Raw genomic sequence first — 17,776 nt, forward strand, 5'->3', positions numbered from 1 at the left:
GCATGTTTTCGGTCGTGAAGGTGCGGGACGGCATCGACGCGGACGATTACTCCGATCCCGGCTGGTACGAGAATCCTCCGGGCGAGATGGCCTACGAATGGACCGGCGAATTACCCGAATTTGCCTCCAACAACAGCCCCAGGACCATTCTCACACCGAAACCAACCTCGAAGGGCTGAGCGGCCCTTCGTCATCTCCAACCAAACCAACCTACAGGACAATAAAATGAGAAATCTTCTTTTGACGATAAGCTTCGCGATCGCGCTATCCGCACCGGCCTTTGCTGCAGGTACACACGACGGCGGGCATGGGGAGACCAAGCCAGCCGCAATGATGGTCGGCATGCCGGGTGACGCCGCCAAGGTGGACCGCACAATCGACGTCACTTTGCTCGAAAACGATGAGGGCCAGATGCTGATCGAGAGTGAGCCAATGGATATCAAGGAGGGCGAAACCATCCGCTTCAACATCACCAACAAGGGTGAGCTGGAGCATGAATTCGTCCTCGACACGGTAGAGCGTAATGCCGAGCACAAGATCGAAATGGCAAAGATGGACATGGAACACGACGACCCGAACCGTATCCGTCTCGATGCGGGCGCGTCGGGTGAGGTTGTCTGGACTTTCGCGAATTCTGGTACGTTCGAAGCGGCGTGCCTGATCCCGGGCCACTACGAATCCGGCATGCACCGTGAGGTCTCAGTCGGTGACCAGATGGCACAAGCTGACGTGGAATACACGAGCGGCACCATCAAGAAAATCGACGCCAAGGCTGGCAAGGTCACAATCATCCACGGCCCTCTGGTCAACCTCGATATGCCCGCGATGACTATGGTGTTCCGCGCCGACGAAGCAATGATGACCAAGATGGCGGAAGGTCAGGACATCGAGTTCGTTGCCGACCGGGTCAAGGGTAAACTGACCGTCACACAGATCAAGTGATGAAAATCCATGGGGCCAGGGCAAACGCCTTGGCCCCATCGCTTTGAGGCTTGGCCCGAGCAAGCAAGAAGATCCCAAAAAATCAAGCGCTACGGAGGTAGCCGAGCATGACGAATTTCCTGAGAACCTGCACCATCGCGCTTGCGCTCGTCTTTCCGGCTTTTTCAGTGGGCGCTTCCAGTGGCAAGGGCCAGCAGCCTCACGCGCGTACATTCGAAGTGCCTGGCCATGATCCGATCGGGAAACCCGGTGATGGCTCCTCAATCGACACGACGATTGAATTGTCCATCAGGGAGACAGAAAGCGGCTACATGCTTTTCGAGCCGGACGCACTCCACATCGAGAGTAGTTCAGTTGTCCGCTTTTTGATCAGCAATCTGGACGGACTGGATCACGAGTTTTTTCTCGGCTCCTTTGACGAGGTTGCAGAACACCAGCAGTGGATGCGCGAACATCCCGATATGCAGCATGACAGCGCCAACTCGGTTTCGATCCCAAGTGGACAAAATGCCGAGTTAATCTGGGAGTTCTCCGATATGACCAACCTGGAGTTCGTATGCTTGATCCCCGGCCACCGGGAAGCGGGCATGTGGGGCGTCATCATCGTGCACGATCACCTTGCGCCAAAAAACAAGGGTTAGACTTTTCCATGTCACTCTTGGAAAGGTATCATGTGTTTGTACATAACGTATCGGCCGCGTTCGGATACGACTACAACGATGCCACGCCAGACTGGGTGCATCCGTTCATTCATCTCATATTGGTCTTGGCGCCCGCGCTGCTGATCAGTGTCGGCTCATATCTTGCTATTCGCGGCGTTCTGAAGCTTTGGAAGCATCGTCGCACTCCTGAGTTCCATCCTGAACCCATACGAGGGCTTGAAAGGAGCCTTTTCAGCACCGTCTTGCGCTACTCCAGAAGGCAGCAGGCGTTGATGATTCTGGTTAAGGGCCAACCGGGACGACGATGTGCTGGTCCGCTGGAAGCTAGGATCAAGGCGCTCAGATCGGCACGATGACCGCACACGGTCGGCGGTCCTTCGGCATCTTCGTATCTCTCTCCGAACTCGAGAGCAGGCTCATCCGGGAACGGATCATGGCTGGTGTCGCCGCCGCGCGCGTCAGGGGCCGGAAAGGTGGACGAAAGTTTGCGCTGACCAAGGCCTGGCAGCGCACGGCGCAGGCCGCGATGAGCAACCGCGATACCTCCGTCTTCGAGCTGTGCAAGGAACTGAAAGTCAAATCGGTGACGCTCTACCGGTACGTCGGCCCAAAGGGAGAGCTGCGCGAGACCGGGAAGCGAGTCCTCACTGCTTGGCGTAGGATTCCACACTCTCCCGTAAAGGCCCCCGGTTTCACGGCCACTCAAATCGCTACGGATCCGGGCAGCAAACGATGAGACAAGCAGCGGGCCGTTCCTCTCGGCAGAACCCGCCGTGAGCGCAGACTGTCACAGGAGCGTCACCGCGCGATCCGGGACCGTTGCGAATACCAGGCAGATACCGCCTCGATCTGTTCATTCGTCATGGTCCGGGCAATCGCCTCCATTACGGGCGAAAAGGCGGTGCCTCCGCGCTTGCCCTCACGCCAGAGCATAAGGCTCTCGGCGAGATACCACGTCGGCTGCCCGGCAAGCGTCGGAAAGTCAGGGCTTTGCGGCTGTGATCCCTGGCCATGGCAACTTTGGCAGGACGGGATCCCGGCCTCTGCGATGCCGTCGAGGGCAATGCGCTGGCCAAGGGCCAGCAGCGCCTCGGGCGTGGAGGGCGTCCCGCCGGGAGCGGCCATCGGTACCGTGGCATAGCCAAGATCGGTGTCGCCCTCGAGAATCCCGGCCGCGTCCTGTGGCGTGTCGAGCGGCAGGACCAGCGGGCCGGTCGCCCCCGGCGATGCCTCTGCGTCCCTGTCGGCACCCGCGTCGGGGCCGGGTTCCGGCACCGGGCCGGGCTGCCGGGCAAAGTATTCGGCAAGTTCAGCGAGCGTCTGCGCATCATAGCGGCTTGCGGGTGGCTGCATGAAGCCGCTTTCACGCCTGCCTTGCGCGAAGGCCTGTAAGGTCGCGGAGAGATAGGGCGCGGGCTGACCCGCGATGATTGGAAAGGCACCGCTGGCCGCGCCCTGCCCCTGGCCCAGCCCGTCCCGGCCATGGCAGCGGGCACAATTTTCCAATGCGTTCTCGAAAATGCCGTCCAGCGCCTGCCCGCCCGCCTTCAGGTCGTCGTCCACGGCGCCGCCACCGAGTGCAAGATCAGCATAGGCCGCGGCGGTCATGTCGGGCAGGGCGCGCAGAAAGGCCACCTGCATCTTCGCCCTTCAGCGCCTCTAATGCGACCTTGGTCTTAAATTCTGGGCGATGCTGCTTCCGTTTCGACATGTCAGATCTCCTTCGTGTTGAAGATCAGCAGACTACAAATCGCAGCTTACGCCAGTGTCCGAATTTCGGGGAGCATCTCAGACGCTATCACTCGCCTGTCGAAAATCTCAAAATTACTGACCTCACACTTTTGTGATAAAAAATTGGTTGAACCTCCAGTGGGTGAAGGTTGTAGAAACCGGAAAAGTTTAGTTTGAGGGTAGTGGAATGAAGTTTGTAAAAGATGCGGCTATCTCGCGGCGCAGTATCCTGCTTGGAGCAGCGGCGAGCGGCCTCACTCTGAAAGCGGGCACCGCATTTGCCCAAAACACGCCTCCGCTAGCATCACCGGTTGTACGTAGGAACTCGTCCGGTTTTGCTGTCGCGAATTGGGAGGATCACTTCGACAACCTGAAACATGGGGTAATACTCTGCGATATAGATTCCCGAGCGGTGCAGTATTGGTCCGAAGACCAAAGCGTTTATAAGCTTTATCCTTCCAGTGTGCCTGAGTCCGAAGATCTTACCAAACGCGGGTACACTAGCGTGATCAAGAAAGTGGAAGGTCCAAGCTGGCGCCCAACTCCTTCAATGAAAATCCGCAATCCTGAATGGCCCGACTACTTTCCACCTGGTCCTGATAATCCTTTGGGCACGCACGCTCTCTACCTGTCATGGCAGTATTATCGCGTCCACGGGACAGGAGACACGCGGAAGATTGGCCGCCGATCATCAAATGGGTGCATTGGTCTTTATAACGAACATATCAAAGAATTGTTCGCTTTGGCCGAAGTAGGAACACAAGTCAAGCTGTTTTGATCCCGCACTTCGCATGACTTGTTAAAGTCTGATCTCGTGTACCAGCGCTCATTCTACGTTCACTATTCGAAAGCCATAGTTTTATGAAACGAAGAAAATTTCTCCTTGCCACCGGGGCTGTCGGTGCTTTGTGCAGTCAGCCCGTTTCAGCTCATGTAGTGCTGCCAAAGTATGATTTGCCGCCGGAGTATTTGCCTCAAGTAGTAAGCATCCCAGGAGGCGCTGATCCCTACGAAATTCATGTTTTCCCAAGCCAGTTTGCCCTCTTCTGGACCCAACCTGACAACACTGCAATTCGCTATACCGTTGGGATCGGTCGCCCGGGTCTTTATGAGGCAGGCGAATTCTATGTTGGGGCAAAGAAGGAATGGCCCAGCTGGACACCGACCCCGGGCATGTTGCGTCGTGAGCCTCAGAAATATGGTCCCTTACGAAATGGAATGCCTGGCGGTCTGAGCAATCCTCTAGGTGCGCGGGCCCTCTACCTCTTTCAACCGGGTCGTGGCGATACCTTTTTGCGTGTGCATGGCACAAATGACCCAAGCACTATCGGCCGTGCAGTCTCGAACGGGTGCGCCAGATTGGTGAACGATCAGATTGTCCAATTTTATGATAAAGTCCCGCTGGACACCCGTGTGATCCTATACCCCGCAACTTAGAACACTGCCTTGGCGAGATCAGCGTGTTTTGGTAGCTTTTCAGCAGAAGATTTCCTAGGGAAGATAACTCAATCACCCCCGGATCTCTCTCAATCCTAGGAAGGATTCAAGATGTTATTAGCGCGACGCGGCCTGTCGAAAATTGTTCTTGCAACAGTATTAGCAGCATTTCCTGTTACTACTGTGGCCGCACAAGAGCTCAATGAAGCAGATATCAAGCGTCTCGCACTTGAAGCGATCTTGGAAAAACCCGAAATTCTGATCGAAGCGCTTTCAATCCTTCAGGAACGTGAAAATGTAGCGCTCGCCGAAGCGCAGACTGACGCCCTGTCTGAGTTGCGCGATGATTTCGAACAGAATGCTCCGATCTTCGGGAACTTGGATGGCAGCGTCACGCTAGTCGAATTTTTTGATTATAACTGCGGATATTGCCGCCGCGCGGCACCTGAGGTCAAAGCGGTACTGGAGGCAAGCAAGGATGTCCGCATTATTTATCGTGAATTCCCAATCCTAGGGCCCGGTTCCGAAGTTGCGGCGCGCGCGTCACTTGCCTCGAGAAATCAAGGTAAATATCAGCAGTTTCACGAGGCAATGATGGCATTGAACGCGCAAGCCGTTGAAGCAAGCGTTATGAAAATTGCAGGCGATGTGGGGCTCGATCTCGAAGTTTTGAAAACAGACATGCAATCAGAACTCGTGAACGAACACATTGCTGCCTCTCTGCGTTTCGCAGAAGCTTTGGGTATAACTGGAACGCCGACGTTCGTATTGGGTGAGGAAATAATCCCCGGTGTGATCGAGCGCAGCACACTTCTTGAAAAGATAGCAGAACTCGTCCCCGAGTGAAAGGGGCGACGATTATGAGATCGGACCTTATAGCCCTTGATCTTCATAGCCCTCGATCTTCCACCCGCTGGAACCCCTATCTCCGAAGTTATCTGGAGCAAGAGGTCTCACTATGGAAAACGAAAAGTCATTAACCTTCGGCGGCTATATGATCGAAGGCCACGTCCCGGTCGCCGACATTCGCCGTCTGTTGGATGAGCGCCCAAACGCTGTTGGCCTCGAAGTCCCCGGTGTGCCTTACGGATCGCCAGGGCATGGGCCAGAATCGGAACGTGAGGCCTATGTTGTACATTTGGTCAATCGAGAGGGGACCACGGAGCCGTTCACAAACTACGAGGCAGCCTGAACTCGAGACGGTGACAATGAAGGGCGGTTGAGGTCAGAGGTTTTTGAACTGACCTAGGCATTAAGGGTTGTCCATACGTAAGTTGCGAAAACACATGCCCGTGCGGGATCAATATTTTTCTTGAACCTCTAGTAACTTTAAGAGTTAAGGCATCGATAACGGTCGGCCCCATGGAGCATAGTCGTCTGTAATAACTTGACTCCTTCCTAGGCAAAAAAATTCGGGATGTGGGTTGGATCGCCGCCAATAGCGTGAAAGGAACAAGAAAGATGCTGACAAGACGACATTTCATCCAGACGACCGCTGCACTTTTCTCCGCGTCTATCTCAAGTCCGCTCCTCGCTGACACCTGGCCCACTGAAGCGGAAAAGGGTGCTTGGGATGCACAGGTAACACCGCCGGGCTATAACCCAGCCACATCAAACCCGTGGGGCCTACACCCGCGCTTTCTGCCGCAGCGGGTTGTAGCTAAAGATGGTCTTGTGGCCGGTGACATTCATGTCGACGCCGTGGCGCGCTATCTTTACCATATCGAGGAAGGCGGCACTGCGATGCGCTATGGCGTCGCGATCGCTCGCGGCAAACTTTATGAGCCGGGTGTCTACACGATCAAGCGCAAGGTCAGGTGGCCGCATTGGCAGCCAACTCAGAACATGATTAACCGCGACCCGGAGCTCTACGCCGACATCGCTGACGGTATGGAACCCGGACCTGAGAACGCGCTCGGGTCACGGGCGCTTTATCTCTATGTCGGGGACCGAGACACCTATCTGCGCATCCACGGTACACCACAGCCGCGAAGCATCGGCGGACGAGCAAGTTCCGGTTGCGTCCGGATGGTCATGGCGCACATAAACGATCTGTACCCAAACGTGGAGATTGGCTCGACGGCGTTCCTATATTCGGCCGAGGACAGCGTGACTCCGCAGAGTTGACCCAAGGCGCGTCGTCAGTCCGAAGCTCGAACGTGCCAATCAGGATTGGCGCGCGACGCAGATGGGATTGCCGCCCGGCGATCGCAACGGGACCAAGGTCGTTTCAACCGGCCCATTATGCTCATACCAATAGCAATTATCTTCGGGACGTAGCCGTGCCGCGTTAAGATCTTGGTCGGGTGCAGCGAGGGCTGCGACAGACTCTGGAATATTCCCGATCCTGAATGGATCGTTGTCTTCCTTCGGAGGCACCGCACAGCCAGCCAGGGCCAATGTTGCAACCATGATCACCGCATATTTTTGAAGCATATCTATCTCACTCTTTGGCAGGTCAGCCGCGTCTTCAGACTTAGCGGCGCGTTTGAAGGTTCCGCAGGCCGGTGTCCTTATTTGACCAAGTTTTGGTTTTAGCTCTTGAAGCTCTAGTTACTGTAGGGGCTATCTCAATGTGGAATGAACGAATCCCGAGGTCAATCCCATGTCTTCCAATGGCCAACGCCACGACCACAAGCACAGCTCTGACTGCAGTCACGATCATGGTGATGATCACAAACATGCGAGCGGAGTTTCCCACTCTAATGGAGAAGGTGCTGCGTGCTGCGGTGCTGGAGCCAACACGGGACCGGCACAACCCATCCCGTCGAATGGACGAAGTTTTCAAGTCTCCGGTCTGGATTGTGCCGAAGAGGTGGCGATTCTGAACAGGGTTGTCGGTCCAAAAGTTGGCGGAACCGAGCATCTTGCGTTCGACGTCATCAACGGACGGATGACCATCCTCGACAGCGCCGAGAGGATACCAGACGACGAAGTCACGCAGTTGGTCGCGACGACCGGCATGAGCGCGAAGCCGTGGGATGCCGACAACGCAGCAGAGGACCAGGCGGCGCATCTGGCACGTCAGAAGCGCTTTACCTCGTTGAGCGGCGGCTTCTGGGCAGCGGGATTCCTTTTCCACATTGTCGAGACCGGCATGGGCGGCGCGCTCGGGCTCTTTGCGGGGCATGGCGAGGTGCCGATGCCTATGGCGGAAGCAGGGCTCTTCGCCGTCGCAATTCTTTTTGGCGTCTGGCTTGTCGCGCCCAAGGCCTGGTCTTCGGCGCGAAGGCTTAGCCCCGACATGAACTTGCTCATGGTGGTGGCCGTAGCGGGCGCCATCGGCCTCGGCGAGTTCTTCGAGGCCGCGACGGTCGCCTTCTTCTTCTCGCTCTCGCTTTTTCTGGAGAGCTGGAGCGTGGGGCGGGCGCGTAATGCGGTTTCCGCGCTCCTCGATCTGGCGCCGCCAACGGCGCGGGTTCTTTACGACGACGGATCGGAAGCCGACGTTCCGGCCGCTGCCGTGGCAGTCAATGCAAGGTTTATCGTGCGCGGCGGCGACCGGATCCCCCTCGACGGTGAGGTCGTGGACGGGGCAGGGGCCGTCGATCAGGCCCCGATTACTGGGGAAAGCGCACTGGTACCAAAGGAACCCGGCGACGAGGTCTATGCCGGCACGATCAACGGCGAGGGCACACTGACGGTGCGGGCGACGAAGGCCGCCTCGGACACGGTGCTCGCAAAGATCATCCGAATGGTGGGCGATGCTCATGCCCGCCGAGCGCCGGTCGAGCAGTGGGTCGCGAAGTTCGCACGCATTTACACACCGATCGTGATGGCGATGGCGATCGCCATCGCGTTGGTTCCACCTCTCCTGTTGGGCGGTGCCTGGAACTACTGGTTCTACAATGCGCTGGTTCTGCTGGTCATCGCCTGCCCCTGTGCCCTTGTCATCTCGACACCGGTCTCCATCGTCGCGGCGCTCACCGCTTCGGCGCGTGCTGGCGTGCTCATCAAGGGAGGCGCCTATGTCGAAGCGCCAGGGCGCACCACGGCACTAGCGATGGACAAGACCGGAACGATCACCATGGGCGAGCCCGAGGTGGCGGCAGTTCACCCACTGGGCGGCACCTCCGCACGCGATCTCATGATGCTGGCAGCAAGTCTAGAGGCGCGGTCCTCGCACCCGCTTGCGCGCGCCATCCTCGCCCGCGCCGAAGCCGATGGTGTTTCTGTGTCTGCCGCAGAGGACACACGCACCGTGCCCGGGCGCGGGCTCGAAGGGCGCGCCGATGGGTGCGCTATCTGGCTCGGTTCGGATCGGTTCGCCGAGGAGAAAGGTTTCGGCAATTCCATTCCGTCGGATCTGCGGGAGCGGATCGAAGGGGCAGGGAACACCCTCGTTGCCGTGGGTGACGAGACCGGCGTGACCGGCGTACTAGAGCTTCGCGACCGCATCCGCCCCGATGCCAAGGGAATCGTGGCGCGGCTGCACGCGCAGGGAGTGAAAACGATTGTGATGCTGACAGGCGACAACGAACGCACCGCGCGTGCCGTGGCGGCCGAGGTCGGCATTGACGAGGTGCGCGCCGAGCTCTTGCCAGAAGACAAGGTGACAGCCATCGAAGAACTCGTCGCGAACCACGACATGGTCGCGATGATCGGTGACGGTGTGAACGACGCACCGGCCATGGCGCGGGCGCACTATGCCATCGCCATGGGGGCTGTAGGATCGGACGCGGCCATCGAGACGGCCGATATCGCGCTGATGACCGACGATATCGGCAAAGTGCCGTGGCTCATCGGCCACTCTCGCCGGACAATGACAATCATCCACCAGAATATCGGCATATCGTTGGCGACCAAGGCGCTGTTCGTCGGGCTGACCGCGTTTGGCATGGCCTCGATGTGGGGCGCCATCGCAGCGGATGTGGGCGTATCCCTGTTGGTGGTCGCCAATGCGCTGCGGCTTTTGAACGGCCATCGGATCAAGGACGGGCCCTCGGGCGGTGAACCGGTGGGCGAGCAAATAGCGAAGGAAGCACTGGCGCACGGTCATTGATCCGACGTCTTCGGTAGAGTAACGTCTGTTATCAAGCAGACCTCGCAAAAAGGGGCGTCGAGCAGTGACAAACACCAAATTTCCGCGGCGTGCCTTTCTGATGGGCGGATTGGTTGCCTTTCTATCAGGCTGTGCCAGCAAGTTCCGGTCGTACAACGGACCCGAAGTGACCCGGCTGCGCATGTATAAGGCACAGCGGTTTCTGGTTCTGGACGGAACGGATGACGTCTTGCGGACCTATCCCATCGGATTAGGCTTCGCGCCCGAAGGTCACAAGCAGTTCGAGGGGGATGGCCGTACGCCGGAGGGCTCCTACGTGATTGACCGGCGCAACCCGGACAGCCTTTTTCACCTCTCCATCGGCATCTCATATCCCAACGCCGCAGACATCGCTTTGGCGCAGGCTGAAGGAAAGTCGCCCGGTGGCGACATTTTCATCCACGGCGGACCGCGCAAGGGGATCGACCCAATAAATGTCCGCGACTGGACGGCAGGCTGCATCGCCGTCACTGACCGCCAGATCGAGGAAATCTATGCCATGGTCAGGGACGGGACGCCGATCGACATTTACGCCTAAGGATCAGGTGAAGCGGCGCCGCATCGCGACGTTGATCGCCTCAATGGCGATGACCATGACGACGACGGCAACCGTGACGCTGGCCGCCTTGTCATACTGGAAAGAGCGCACGTAGGTCTGGATGTAAAAGCCGATCCCGCCCGCGCCGACAATCCCGAGGATCAGCGACTCGCGCAGGTTCAGTTCGAACCGAAAGATCGTGTCGCGGGCGACGACCGGTGCCATCTGCGGCCAGATCGCATGTCTGAGCCGCACGAGCGGTCCAGCGCCCGCGCTTTCCAGTGCGGCGATAGGCGCGCGGGACACGCCGTCGATCGCCTCGGCATAGAATTTGGCGAGCATCCCCGTCGCATGAAACGCGACCGCGATGATGCCGGGCAGCGGCCCGAGCCCGACAGCGCCCACCATGAGCATGGCCACCAGGATCAGCGGAATCGCCCTGATGAAAGCAAGCAGCGTTCGAACCGGCCGAAAAACTGCACGCGCTACCATCGTCTCGGACGCCAGAATGCCGAGTGGGATTGACAGGATCACCGCGCCGAGAGTGCCGAGGATCGCGATCCTCAGCGTTTCCGCGCTGCCCTTCTTGATCTCGGCCATGACCGTCGGTTCAGGCGGAAACATCCTAACAAGAATATCGGCGTTCCGCGGACCGGCGGACATGTGACGCGACACCTCGCCGTTGGGCGTGGCGATGGAACACAGGATCGCGCCGGCGATCAGGGCGCTTGTCGCGTACCCGCCGAATTCGCGAAACCGCATCAGGACACCGCCCGGAGGCCGGTACCGGGCATTGGTTCTGTCTCCCTGTAGAGATCCGCTGTTGCAGCCTCGTTCAACTCGGGGGTCGGCACGTCAAAGACGATCCGCCCGCCGCGAATGCCGATGATACGCTGCGCGAAACGCCGCGCCAGGTCAGGCTGGTGCGAGGAAAACAGCGCCGTCGCTCCGCGCGCCCGCGCCGCCCCGGTCAGCAGCGAGAGGATTTCGCCGGCGCGGGCGGGGTCGAGACTGCTCACCGGCTCATCGGCGAGGATCAGACGCGGTTCCTGGGCCAGACAGCGCGCGATGGCCACACGCTGCCGCTGACCGCCGCTGAGACTGTCGACCCGGCGCCCGGCGAGATCACCAATGCCGCAATCGGCAAGGGCTGCGCGCGCAATCTCCAGATCATGCGCGGTTGGTGATCCCAGCAGGGCCCGTAGGGGGGGCATGCGTCCCAGGCGACCATTGAGGACGTTGCGCAGAACCGTGGAGCGTTCGACCAACGCAAACTCCTGAAACACGAAACCGCTATCCGGACGGCGCACACGCGGCGGCGGCTGGTCGGGATCGAGCGGTGCCCCCAGAACCGATACCCGCCCGCTCCAGCCCCGGAGCCGGCCGTTGAGCAGTGCCAGCAGGGTCGTTTTCCCTGCCCCGGATGGGCCCAGCAAAGCGACGCTTTCACCCGCCGGAATCGTAAGCGAAACCCGTTCCAGCGCCGGGAGGTCCGTTCCCGGATGGGTAAAGCTCAGGTCGTCGATTTGGGCGGCAATGCTCATTCCAACAGCCCGTATCGGCGCGCCATGTCGCGCACGCCGTCGTAGGCGGCGGAGTCGGACCTGACATAGCCGTCCGGGCCGTAGAGATAGCGCAGCTTTTTGCGGTTCTCTGGTGCGTTGAGCCGCAGCATCGCGTCGATGAACCGGTCCTGAAGGCCGGCGTCGAGCCCCGGGCGTGCGATCACGAGGTGACTCGGGATTGGCTCGCTTTCCACGATCCAGGTTACTTCTGCCTGCTGCCGCGGCGTCAGAAGCAGATCGGCGTATTGGCTGGCGCCTGCGGCATCGACCAGACCCTCGGCCATCGCTTGCATCGCCTGCTGGTAGCCGCCCGCGAAGAAGACGCGGCCGAAGAACGCATCCGCCGCGGTGGGGCCTTCGATCAGCCCGGCCTTAACGAATTCGGCGAGCGGATAGAGATAGCCCGATTCCGAGATTGGATCAGCGAAGGCAATGTTACGCCCGCGCAGGTCGGCGAGCGAGCCGATGCCGCTGTCGCGGCGCACGAAGATGCGGCCCGTGTAACTCGGCGCGTCGCGGTAGACCTCGGACAGAAGCGGCACGGCACCGATCTCGGCCTCGGCCAGAACGAAGGGCAGGGCGCCCATGAAGGAAATATCTGCATCGCCGTTTCTCAGTGCCTCGACCGCGGCGGCGTGGTCGATGGTGACGAACCCTTCGACGGGGACGCCGACCTCACTGGCCAGCCAGCCGGTGATGGCCTCGATATCGCCCAGCAGCTTTTCCGGGTTCTCTTGCGGGATGAAGGCTAGCCGCAACCTGACGTCCTGCGCGGTGAGCGGGGTCGCCAGAGACATAGCGCTCGCGCTGGCCAGAAGCAGGGCCGTTCTGCGGTTCACGTGCATCGCCATCAAAAGGCCCTCGCTTCGACTGTATCGGCCTCGGTCTGGAACGCGCTCCAGCTTGCTTCGGCGGCTGCCCAGTCGCCGTCACGCACGGCGGCGCCGACATCGGCCAACCGCCCGGCCAACGCGTAGACCTCGGGACGCGCAGCAAGGTTCGACATGGTACTGGCGTCGGCTGCAAGGTCGGCGGCCACGGTGTCGGTCAGCAGCAGGATATGCTCCGCGTCCCGCCGCGGAAGCAGCGTATCGAGTGTCGAGGCGAAGGTCGTCAGTTCGGAGAATGCCAGCCGGAAGGCGGTGTTCTCGGCGTCGAAAGCTTCATAGGGCTCGTCCGCCGCGCCCACGGTCTCCAGATAGGCGGTCAGGTCGGCGCGTTCCTCGTCGGTCAACTCAAGAGCTTTCGTCTCGTCGAACCAGTCTACGACTGCCGCCAGGGTCGGCAGCGATCCGTCATGGAAATAGGGCGCGGTATAGGCGGTGCCGAGCAGGGTGGGGGTGTCCAGCGCACCAGCACGGGCGCCTTCATAGGCCGGCGCAACGGAGCCGATGTCGTGCGCCTGTCGGTCCAGGAAGTTGGCGTCCGGCATATGGCAACTGGCACAGGAGCGGTCGCCGAGTCCCGCGAAGGGCGTGTTGAAGATCGCTTCGCCGCGTTGCGCGGCCTCTGGGGCCGACTCGGTCAGTTGGCCGTCCGGTGTCAGCATGGAGTTGGGTAGGAAGTCGAACTCGAGCATGTAGGCGACCAGCGCGTCCATCATGAAAGGCGTCGGCTCCGCGCCGCCGAACTCGTTGACGACAACGTTGCGGGTGAAGTCGCGCAGGGAGGCAAAACGACCGTCGCGGCCATAGGGCCCGGTGAAACGCAAGCCGCGAAGGCTCGGGATGTCGAGCGGGTCGCTACGCCGGTCGTTGAAGATTGGGTTGAAAAAGGCGCCGTCGACGTCGATCGCGCCCGGCTGGTGACTGGCACCCGGAATGAACAGCCGTTGGTTGACGTCCGAACGGTTGTGACAGGTCGAGCAGGCGAGACCGAGATCGCGCGCCGGGCTTCCGAAGATTTGCGCGCTGTCGAACAGCATGTCGCCGTAGGCCACGAGCGGCAGATCGGTCTCGTCAATGCCCTGTTCCTCGAAATTGAGAACAAGCCGAGGCAACGGATCCTGGTCGAATATGTCGGAGCCGGGCGGCAGGCTTGGCGGCACCTCGATGGCGCGACCGCTGAGTATCGCAGTTTCCGGCAAGGCGCTCAGTGTCTGGCGAGGAGCAAAATCGGCAATGAGGTAGTTCTCCGCAATGTAACCGGAGATGACCCTGCGCGCGGCTGCCATCGTGTCGCGGTCAGCGGATGTGACGCCCGCGCCCAGGACCCCTGCGGAACCCGTACTGCTGTTCAACTCCAGCCAGGCAAGGCCGATCTGCCGCGCAACATCAGGCTCGGCGGTGGCGATACCGTCCGCAAACGCGCGATAGAGTTCCCGAGCTGTCCGCACGGCCTGCTGCGCATGCGCCGGGTCTTCGGCCGCAACAGCCCGGTTCAGTTCCTCTTCGATCCTGAGCGCTATGAGCCGCGTCGCCTCTGCAAAGACCGCCTGCCGGTCTTCATGCGTGATCGCGTTCAGAAGCTGGGCAGCGTCAATGTCGCTTTCGCGATCCAGCCACGCCAGGGCACCGATGGAGAATTCCGAACCCCGGTAGGGTTCCCTCCAGGCGGTCTCAATATCATCCCAGGGCAACGGCTCGAGATTTCCAAGAAAGAGCGTCAGCCGGTAGGCCCCCGCCTCGGGAAGCCAGGGGGTCTCCTTAGCAGGTGTTGCGGCCGCAGGTCCGGACAGGACGAGCACACTGGCCAACGTGGCGAGCAGCACTCTCATAATATTTCGCATCACCACGGCCTCCAAGGCAAAAAGTTAGACATGGCTAACTTATCTACCCGAAACAAACAAGTTGTCAATCCCGCTGTTTCGCTGCAAAGTCCGGACATGACGAAGCTACAATCACATGGGCGGGAGCCATTCGAAGCGGTCGACCGGGCTCCCAAGGCGCAGGCCGATGGCTTTGCGACCGTGCGTCAGGCACATGAAAGCGAGATGGCGGAGGATTACGTCGAACTGATCGCGGAACTGATCGAGACGCGCGGGGAGGCCAGACCGGTCGAGATCGCCGAGCGACTTGGCGTGAAGCCGCCGACCGTGACTAAGAACATCTCGCGGCTCAAGGCTGCTGGCTTGGTGCGGCGGGAACCTTACCGCGCCATATTCCTCACCCAAGCAGGGCAGGATCTTGCGGAGATCTGTCGACGCCGCCACAGGGTCGTCGTCGCCTTTCTTATGAGCTTGGGAATCGACGAAGAGACCGCGGAACGCGATGCGGAGGGGATCGAGCATCACGTCAGCACGACCACGCTGGAGGCCTTCGAACAAGCGCTGAAGCAATTCCGGAACCACGAATAGCGACACAGCGGGCTCTCGCAACAATGAGGAGGTCGCGACGACTATGGAGGCGATGCCAGCGGTCAAACGCCGGGACGAGACTTGAGTGCTGGTTTCGAACTCTGGCGCCAAACGCCAATTGATCTTTCGTACCCAGGTGAGCCGGAGGTGGCAAGCATTTAACAGGCTGCTGGAAACACCGGGCTCGACGCGGTTCCGTGACAACGAGGTGCGGCTGAAACTGCACGCACTTGCCTATACACTGGCCACATTCCTGCGCTGCATCGAACTGCCCGAGGCTGCGGTGACCGGGCGATGGTGCTTGCCATCCTCGCCGCAACCCGACGATTGCGAGCGCCGCCGTCATGTGCGTAACCGCGATCCTAACAGCATCTGAACGAAAGTGGCATAGCAGGTCTGTCCGGCTTGCTGAAGACCGGCGAAGCTGGGCCGGAGTGATGCGGATTGGCGGTCCGATCCGGCCGCATTCGGCCGTCTTGGCGCACTCAAGCGCTGTCCAGGGGCCAAAACGCTTGGAGCAAGCCAGATCAGGCGATCCTGACATCAGAAGGCAGGCCACTTGGGGCAGTGCCGTTTAATATTGAGCCGCTGTACACAATTAGGAAGCAGATTATTCAATCTCTCTTGGTAAGGCTGACGAACACGTTTTGAATCGCTTTGGTGTGGGTTTTCCGGTAGATATCGCAAGAAGATAAATGCGGCTGGCATGGTGCAAGCGAGTGGAACGTTTAAGGGGAGTGTGACAGCATGTCCGTGACAGATCAGTCAGGCTCAGGTTTCTTTGCCCATCAACTCAATCCAACGGGGATCTTTTGGTTTGCGCTGCTTCTGGCCGGTTCGGTCCCGATTTTTTGGATTGGGTTCGTATCGCTGGCACAGGCTTGGTCCACTGCCGAATATAGCCATGGCCCGCTCATTCCGCTGATATCGCTTTATCTCTTCTTGCGCGAACTGCGGCGTTTGCCGCCGCCCAAACCCGTGGTGCACGATCGCGCGCCCGGGCTCATTATCATCACACTCGCGCTCTTGCTGGCAATCGCGGGTAACCTAACACGCATCCCGGATATTGTCACCTATGCCTTCATCATCTGGGTAGGTGGCGTCGTGATGACGATCTTTGGCTGGGAGCGCGGCAAGCTGCACCAGCTGGGGGTCGTGCATCTGATCTTCATGCTGCCCCTGCCGCAATTTGTCTATCTCAAGCTGACCATCGTTCTGCAGACGATCTCATCGGAAATCGGTGTGTGGTTTGTGGCGCTGATGGGGGTGCCAGTCTATCTAGAAGGCAATGTGATTGATCTCGGGGTCTATAAACTGCAGGTCGCCGAGGCCTGTTCGGGGCTGCGTTATCTCTTCCCGATCCTCAGCTTTTCCTATCTTTTCGCCATCCTTTACCGTGGGCCGATCTGGCACAAGGCGGTGCTGCTTCTGGCAGCCGCCCCCCTGACCGTGCTGATGAACTCCTTCCGCATCGGGGTGATTGGTGTCTTGGTCAACAGCTATGGGATCGAGCAAGCCGAAGGTTTTCTGCATTATTTCGAAGGCTGGGTCATCTTTGGAGCCTGTATTGCGATCCTTTTCCTGATGGCGGTGGCCCTGCAGCGGCTCACGTCGTATCCCAAGCCCCTGTCGGAGGCTATTGATCTTGATACCAGCGGGTTTGGGGCGATTGCGGGGCGTATCATGAGCATCCGTGCCTCGCGCGGGCTGATGGCAGGGGCGCTCCTTACGCTTGCCGTCTCTGCAGGATGGGCGCTGCAGCAGGGTAAAGAACCCACGCCGGTAGACCGTGATCCTTTCTCTCTCTATCCGCGGCAATTAGGAGAGTGGTCTGGGACCTTCTCCATGCTTGACCCGGATATCGAGCGGGTTCTGGGCGCCACCGACTATCTTGCATCTTCCTATCGCAACCCCGAAGAATCCGCGCCCGTCGAGCTTTTTATGGCCTTCTACGACAAGCAGACCGAGGGTGATGGAATCCATTCTCCTGAGGTTTGCCTGCCAGTCGGCGGATGGGAGGTCTACAGCTTCGAGACCGTCCCGGTCGATATGGGGGGTACGGGCTACGGCACCTTCGAGGTGAACCGGGCGATTATCCAGAAGGGACTGTCCGAACAGCTTGTCTATTACTGGTTTGAGCAGCGCGGCAAGCGCATGACCAATGATTTCAAGGCCAAGATGAGCGTGGTCTACGACGGCCTGACGATCGACCGCACCGATGGCGCCATCGTGCGCTACATCACCCCGATTCTGAAGGACGAGCCCGAAGGGTCTGCCGACGAGCGGTTGCAGAGGCTGATGCGGGAAAGCCTGCCCAAGCTACCGAGGTTCGTGCCGGAGTAAGCAGCGGTCTACAGGTCGTGCAGGACCCCGTGGGTTCTGTAGTCTTAAGGGTTGCCTTGCGGTCGTTCGACCAAGACGCTCCGTATTCGCGGGCGTTTGGTGCATCGAATTTAGGATGAATCGATCTGGTTCTGAAGTCCAGATCTTGCAGATGTATTCGTAGGGTCTGAGGCCGTTGAGGGTCTTTAGCGGGAGTGGAAAGACCCTCTCGCCGGTCGATAA

Annotated in this window: 18 protein-coding genes and 3 pseudogenes; 14 read left to right on the plus strand and 7 right to left on the minus strand. The window is 59.6% G+C overall.

Annotation, left to right across the window (positions count from 1 at the left end; genetic code table 11):
- Window positions 1-225 precede the first annotated feature (225 nt).
- The 4 genes from RID11_RS01165 to RID11_RS01180 all read left to right on the plus strand — a co-directional run bounded on the left by RID11_RS01165 (window position 226) and on the right by RID11_RS01180 (window position 2,340).
- Window positions 226-942 (plus strand): copper-binding protein, encoded by a 717-nt coding sequence (locus tag RID11_RS01165; protein WP_350135231.1) that lies wholly within the window; start codon window positions 226-228, stop codon window positions 940-942.
- Between the two features lie 107 nt (window positions 943-1,049).
- Complete coding sequence (locus RID11_RS01170) at window positions 1,050-1,583, plus strand: cupredoxin domain-containing protein (protein WP_350135233.1); 534 nt, start codon at window positions 1,050-1,052, stop codon at window positions 1,581-1,583.
- A gap of 8 nt (window positions 1,584-1,591) precedes the next feature.
- Window positions 1,592-1,960: a hypothetical protein gene (locus RID11_RS01175; RefSeq protein ID WP_350135236.1), complete on the plus strand. Its 369-nt coding sequence runs from the start codon at window positions 1,592-1,594 to the stop codon at window positions 1,958-1,960.
- Window positions 1,957-2,340 (plus strand): hypothetical protein, encoded by a 384-nt coding sequence (locus RID11_RS01180; protein ID WP_502949328.1) that lies wholly within the window; start codon window positions 1,957-1,959, stop codon window positions 2,338-2,340. The genes RID11_RS01175 and RID11_RS01180 overlap by 4 nt, the downstream gene beginning before the upstream one ends.
- Before the next feature lie 62 nt (window positions 2,341-2,402).
- Here the strand turns inward: RID11_RS01180 and RID11_RS01185 are convergent, their stop codons facing one another.
- A complete protein-coding gene (locus RID11_RS01185; protein ID WP_350135239.1) occupies window positions 2,403-3,245 on the minus strand; it encodes a c-type cytochrome in 843 nt (280 codons plus the stop codon).
- A gap of 277 nt (window positions 3,246-3,522) precedes the next feature.
- Here RID11_RS01185 and RID11_RS01190 point away from each other — a divergent pair, with 277 nt between their 5' ends.
- The 5 genes and pseudogenes from RID11_RS01190 (at window position 3,523) to RID11_RS01210 (ending at window position 6,899) form a co-directional block, all read left to right on the plus strand.
- Window positions 3,523-4,113, plus strand: coding sequence for a L,D-transpeptidase (locus tag RID11_RS01190; protein ID WP_151976384.1), 591 nt, complete (start codon window positions 3,523-3,525; stop codon window positions 4,111-4,113).
- Window positions 4,114-4,196: 83 nt separating this feature from the next.
- Entirely contained in the window at window positions 4,197-4,772 is a 576-nt protein-coding gene (locus RID11_RS01195; RefSeq protein WP_350135242.1) for a L,D-transpeptidase, read from the plus strand.
- A 111-nt stretch (window positions 4,773-4,883) separates the two neighbouring features.
- Complete coding sequence (locus RID11_RS01200; RefSeq protein ID WP_350135245.1) at window positions 4,884-5,618, plus strand: DsbA family protein; 735 nt, start codon at window positions 4,884-4,886, stop codon at window positions 5,616-5,618.
- 142 nt (window positions 5,619-5,760) lie between these two features.
- A pseudogene (locus tag RID11_RS01205) lies at window positions 5,761-5,964 on the plus strand (DUF411 domain-containing protein); the annotation flags it as partial.
- Between the two features lie 269 nt (window positions 5,965-6,233).
- Entirely contained in the window at window positions 6,234-6,899 is a 666-nt protein-coding gene (locus RID11_RS01210; RefSeq protein ID WP_151976599.1) for a L,D-transpeptidase, read from the plus strand.
- A gap of 39 nt (window positions 6,900-6,938) precedes the next feature.
- Here the strand turns inward: RID11_RS01210 and RID11_RS01215 are convergent, their stop codons facing one another.
- Complete coding sequence (locus RID11_RS01215) at window positions 6,939-7,208, minus strand: hypothetical protein (protein WP_151976380.1); 270 nt, start codon at window positions 7,206-7,208, stop codon at window positions 6,939-6,941.
- 169 nt (window positions 7,209-7,377) lie between these two features.
- Between RID11_RS01215 and RID11_RS01220 the strand changes: the two genes are divergently transcribed.
- Both RID11_RS01220 and RID11_RS01225 read left to right on the plus strand, forming a co-directional pair.
- Window positions 7,378-9,774 carry a heavy metal translocating P-type ATPase gene (locus tag RID11_RS01220; RefSeq protein WP_441347340.1) on the plus strand — a complete coding sequence of 799 codons (2,397 nt, stop codon included), beginning with the start codon at window positions 7,378-7,380 and terminating at the stop codon, window positions 9,772-9,774.
- Window positions 9,775-9,874: 100 nt separating this feature from the next.
- On the plus strand, window positions 9,875-10,351 hold the full coding sequence (locus RID11_RS01225; protein ID WP_037929730.1) for a L,D-transpeptidase family protein: 477 nt from the start codon (window positions 9,875-9,877) through the stop codon (window positions 10,349-10,351).
- A gap of 3 nt (window positions 10,352-10,354) precedes the next feature.
- Here RID11_RS01225 and phnE read toward each other — a convergent pair whose 3' ends face one another.
- Genes phnE through RID11_RS01245 form a run of 4 tightly spaced genes read right to left on the minus strand, consistent with a single transcriptional unit; the run spans window position 10,355 to window position 14,632 of the window.
- A complete protein-coding gene (phnE, locus tag RID11_RS01230) occupies window positions 10,355-11,113 on the minus strand; it encodes a phosphonate ABC transporter, permease protein PhnE (protein WP_350135250.1) in 759 nt (252 codons plus the stop codon).
- Entirely contained in the window at window positions 11,113-11,895 is a 783-nt protein-coding gene (locus RID11_RS01235) for a phosphonate ABC transporter ATP-binding protein (protein WP_350135253.1), read from the minus strand. The genes phnE and RID11_RS01235 overlap by 1 nt, the downstream gene beginning before the upstream one ends.
- Entirely contained in the window at window positions 11,892-12,761 is an 870-nt protein-coding gene (locus RID11_RS01240; RefSeq protein ID WP_350135323.1) for a phosphate/phosphite/phosphonate ABC transporter substrate-binding protein, read from the minus strand. The genes RID11_RS01235 and RID11_RS01240 overlap by 4 nt, the downstream gene beginning before the upstream one ends.
- Window positions 12,762-12,766: 5 nt before the next feature.
- Complete coding sequence (locus tag RID11_RS01245; protein WP_350135256.1) at window positions 12,767-14,632, minus strand: cytochrome c peroxidase; 1,866 nt, start codon at window positions 14,630-14,632, stop codon at window positions 12,767-12,769.
- A 108-nt stretch (window positions 14,633-14,740) separates the two neighbouring features.
- Here RID11_RS01245 and mntR point away from each other — a divergent pair, with 108 nt between their 5' ends.
- The 3 genes and pseudogenes from mntR (at window position 14,741) to xrtD (ending at window position 17,554) form a co-directional block, all read left to right on the plus strand.
- On the plus strand, window positions 14,741-15,211 hold the full coding sequence (mntR, locus tag RID11_RS01250; RefSeq protein WP_350135259.1) for a manganese-binding transcriptional regulator MntR: 471 nt from the start codon (window positions 14,741-14,743) through the stop codon (window positions 15,209-15,211).
- Window positions 15,212-15,401: 190 nt separating this feature from the next.
- A pseudogene (locus tag RID11_RS01255) lies at window positions 15,402-15,565 on the plus strand (IS1380 family transposase); the annotation flags it as partial.
- A gap of 393 nt (window positions 15,566-15,958) precedes the next feature.
- Complete coding sequence (gene xrtD, locus RID11_RS01260; RefSeq protein ID WP_350135263.1) at window positions 15,959-17,554, plus strand: VPLPA-CTERM-specific exosortase XrtD; 1,596 nt, start codon at window positions 15,959-15,961, stop codon at window positions 17,552-17,554.
- A 90-nt stretch (window positions 17,555-17,644) separates the two neighbouring features.
- On the opposite strand, the pseudogene RID11_RS01265 reads toward xrtD, so the two are convergent.
- Window positions 17,645-17,755, minus strand: a pseudogene (locus tag RID11_RS01265) (IS481 family transposase); the annotation flags it as partial.
- Window positions 17,756-17,776: the final 21 nt, after the last annotated feature.

Source organism: Roseovarius sp. (assembly GCF_040219995.1).
In the GTDB taxonomy this organism is placed as follows: domain Bacteria; phylum Pseudomonadota; class Alphaproteobacteria; order Rhodobacterales; family Rhodobacteraceae; genus Roseovarius.

Bases quoted from the DNA above. Each gene is read 5' to 3' on its own strand.
- RID11_RS01225 (WP_037929730.1), top strand. From the start codon at position 9,875: ATGGGCGGATTGGTTGCCTTTCTATCAGGCTGTGCCAGCAAGTTCCGG.
- RID11_RS01240 (WP_350135323.1), bottom strand. From the start codon at position 12,761: ATGCACGTGAACCGCAGAACGGCCCTGCTTCTGGCCAGCGCGAGCGCT.
- RID11_RS01210 (WP_151976599.1), top strand. From the start codon at position 6,234: ATGCTGACAAGACGACATTTCATCCAGACGACCGCTGCACTTTTCTCC.
- RID11_RS01235 (WP_350135253.1), bottom strand. From the start codon at position 11,895: ATGAGCATTGCCGCCCAAATCGACGACCTGAGCTTTACCCATCCGGGA.
- RID11_RS01200 (WP_350135245.1), top strand. From the start codon at position 4,884: ATGTTATTAGCGCGACGCGGCCTGTCGAAAATTGTTCTTGCAACAGTA.
- RID11_RS01165 (WP_350135231.1), top strand. From the start codon at position 226: ATGAGAAATCTTCTTTTGACGATAAGCTTCGCGATCGCGCTATCCGCA.
- RID11_RS01185 (WP_350135239.1), bottom strand. From the start codon at position 3,245: ATGCAGGTGGCCTTTCTGCGCGCCCTGCCCGACATGACCGCCGCGGCC.
- RID11_RS01175 (WP_350135236.1), top strand. From the start codon at position 1,592: ATGTCACTCTTGGAAAGGTATCATGTGTTTGTACATAACGTATCGGCC.
- RID11_RS01220 (WP_441347340.1), top strand. From the start codon at position 7,378: ATGTCTTCCAATGGCCAACGCCACGACCACAAGCACAGCTCTGACTGC.
- RID11_RS01180 (WP_502949328.1), top strand. From the start codon at position 1,957: ATGACCGCACACGGTCGGCGGTCCTTCGGCATCTTCGTATCTCTCTCC.
- xrtD (WP_350135263.1), top strand. From the start codon at position 15,959: ATGTCCGTGACAGATCAGTCAGGCTCAGGTTTCTTTGCCCATCAACTC.
- mntR (WP_350135259.1), top strand. From the start codon at position 14,741: ATGACGAAGCTACAATCACATGGGCGGGAGCCATTCGAAGCGGTCGAC.
- RID11_RS01190 (WP_151976384.1), top strand. From the start codon at position 3,523: ATGAAGTTTGTAAAAGATGCGGCTATCTCGCGGCGCAGTATCCTGCTT.
- phnE (WP_350135250.1), bottom strand. From the start codon at position 11,113: ATGCGGTTTCGCGAATTCGGCGGGTACGCGACAAGCGCCCTGATCGCC.
- RID11_RS01215 (WP_151976380.1), bottom strand. From the start codon at position 7,208: ATGCTTCAAAAATATGCGGTGATCATGGTTGCAACATTGGCCCTGGCT.
- RID11_RS01170 (WP_350135233.1), top strand. From the start codon at position 1,050: ATGACGAATTTCCTGAGAACCTGCACCATCGCGCTTGCGCTCGTCTTT.
- RID11_RS01195 (WP_350135242.1), top strand. From the start codon at position 4,197: ATGAAACGAAGAAAATTTCTCCTTGCCACCGGGGCTGTCGGTGCTTTG.
- RID11_RS01245 (WP_350135256.1), bottom strand. From the start codon at position 14,632: ATGAGAGTGCTGCTCGCCACGTTGGCCAGTGTGCTCGTCCTGTCCGGA.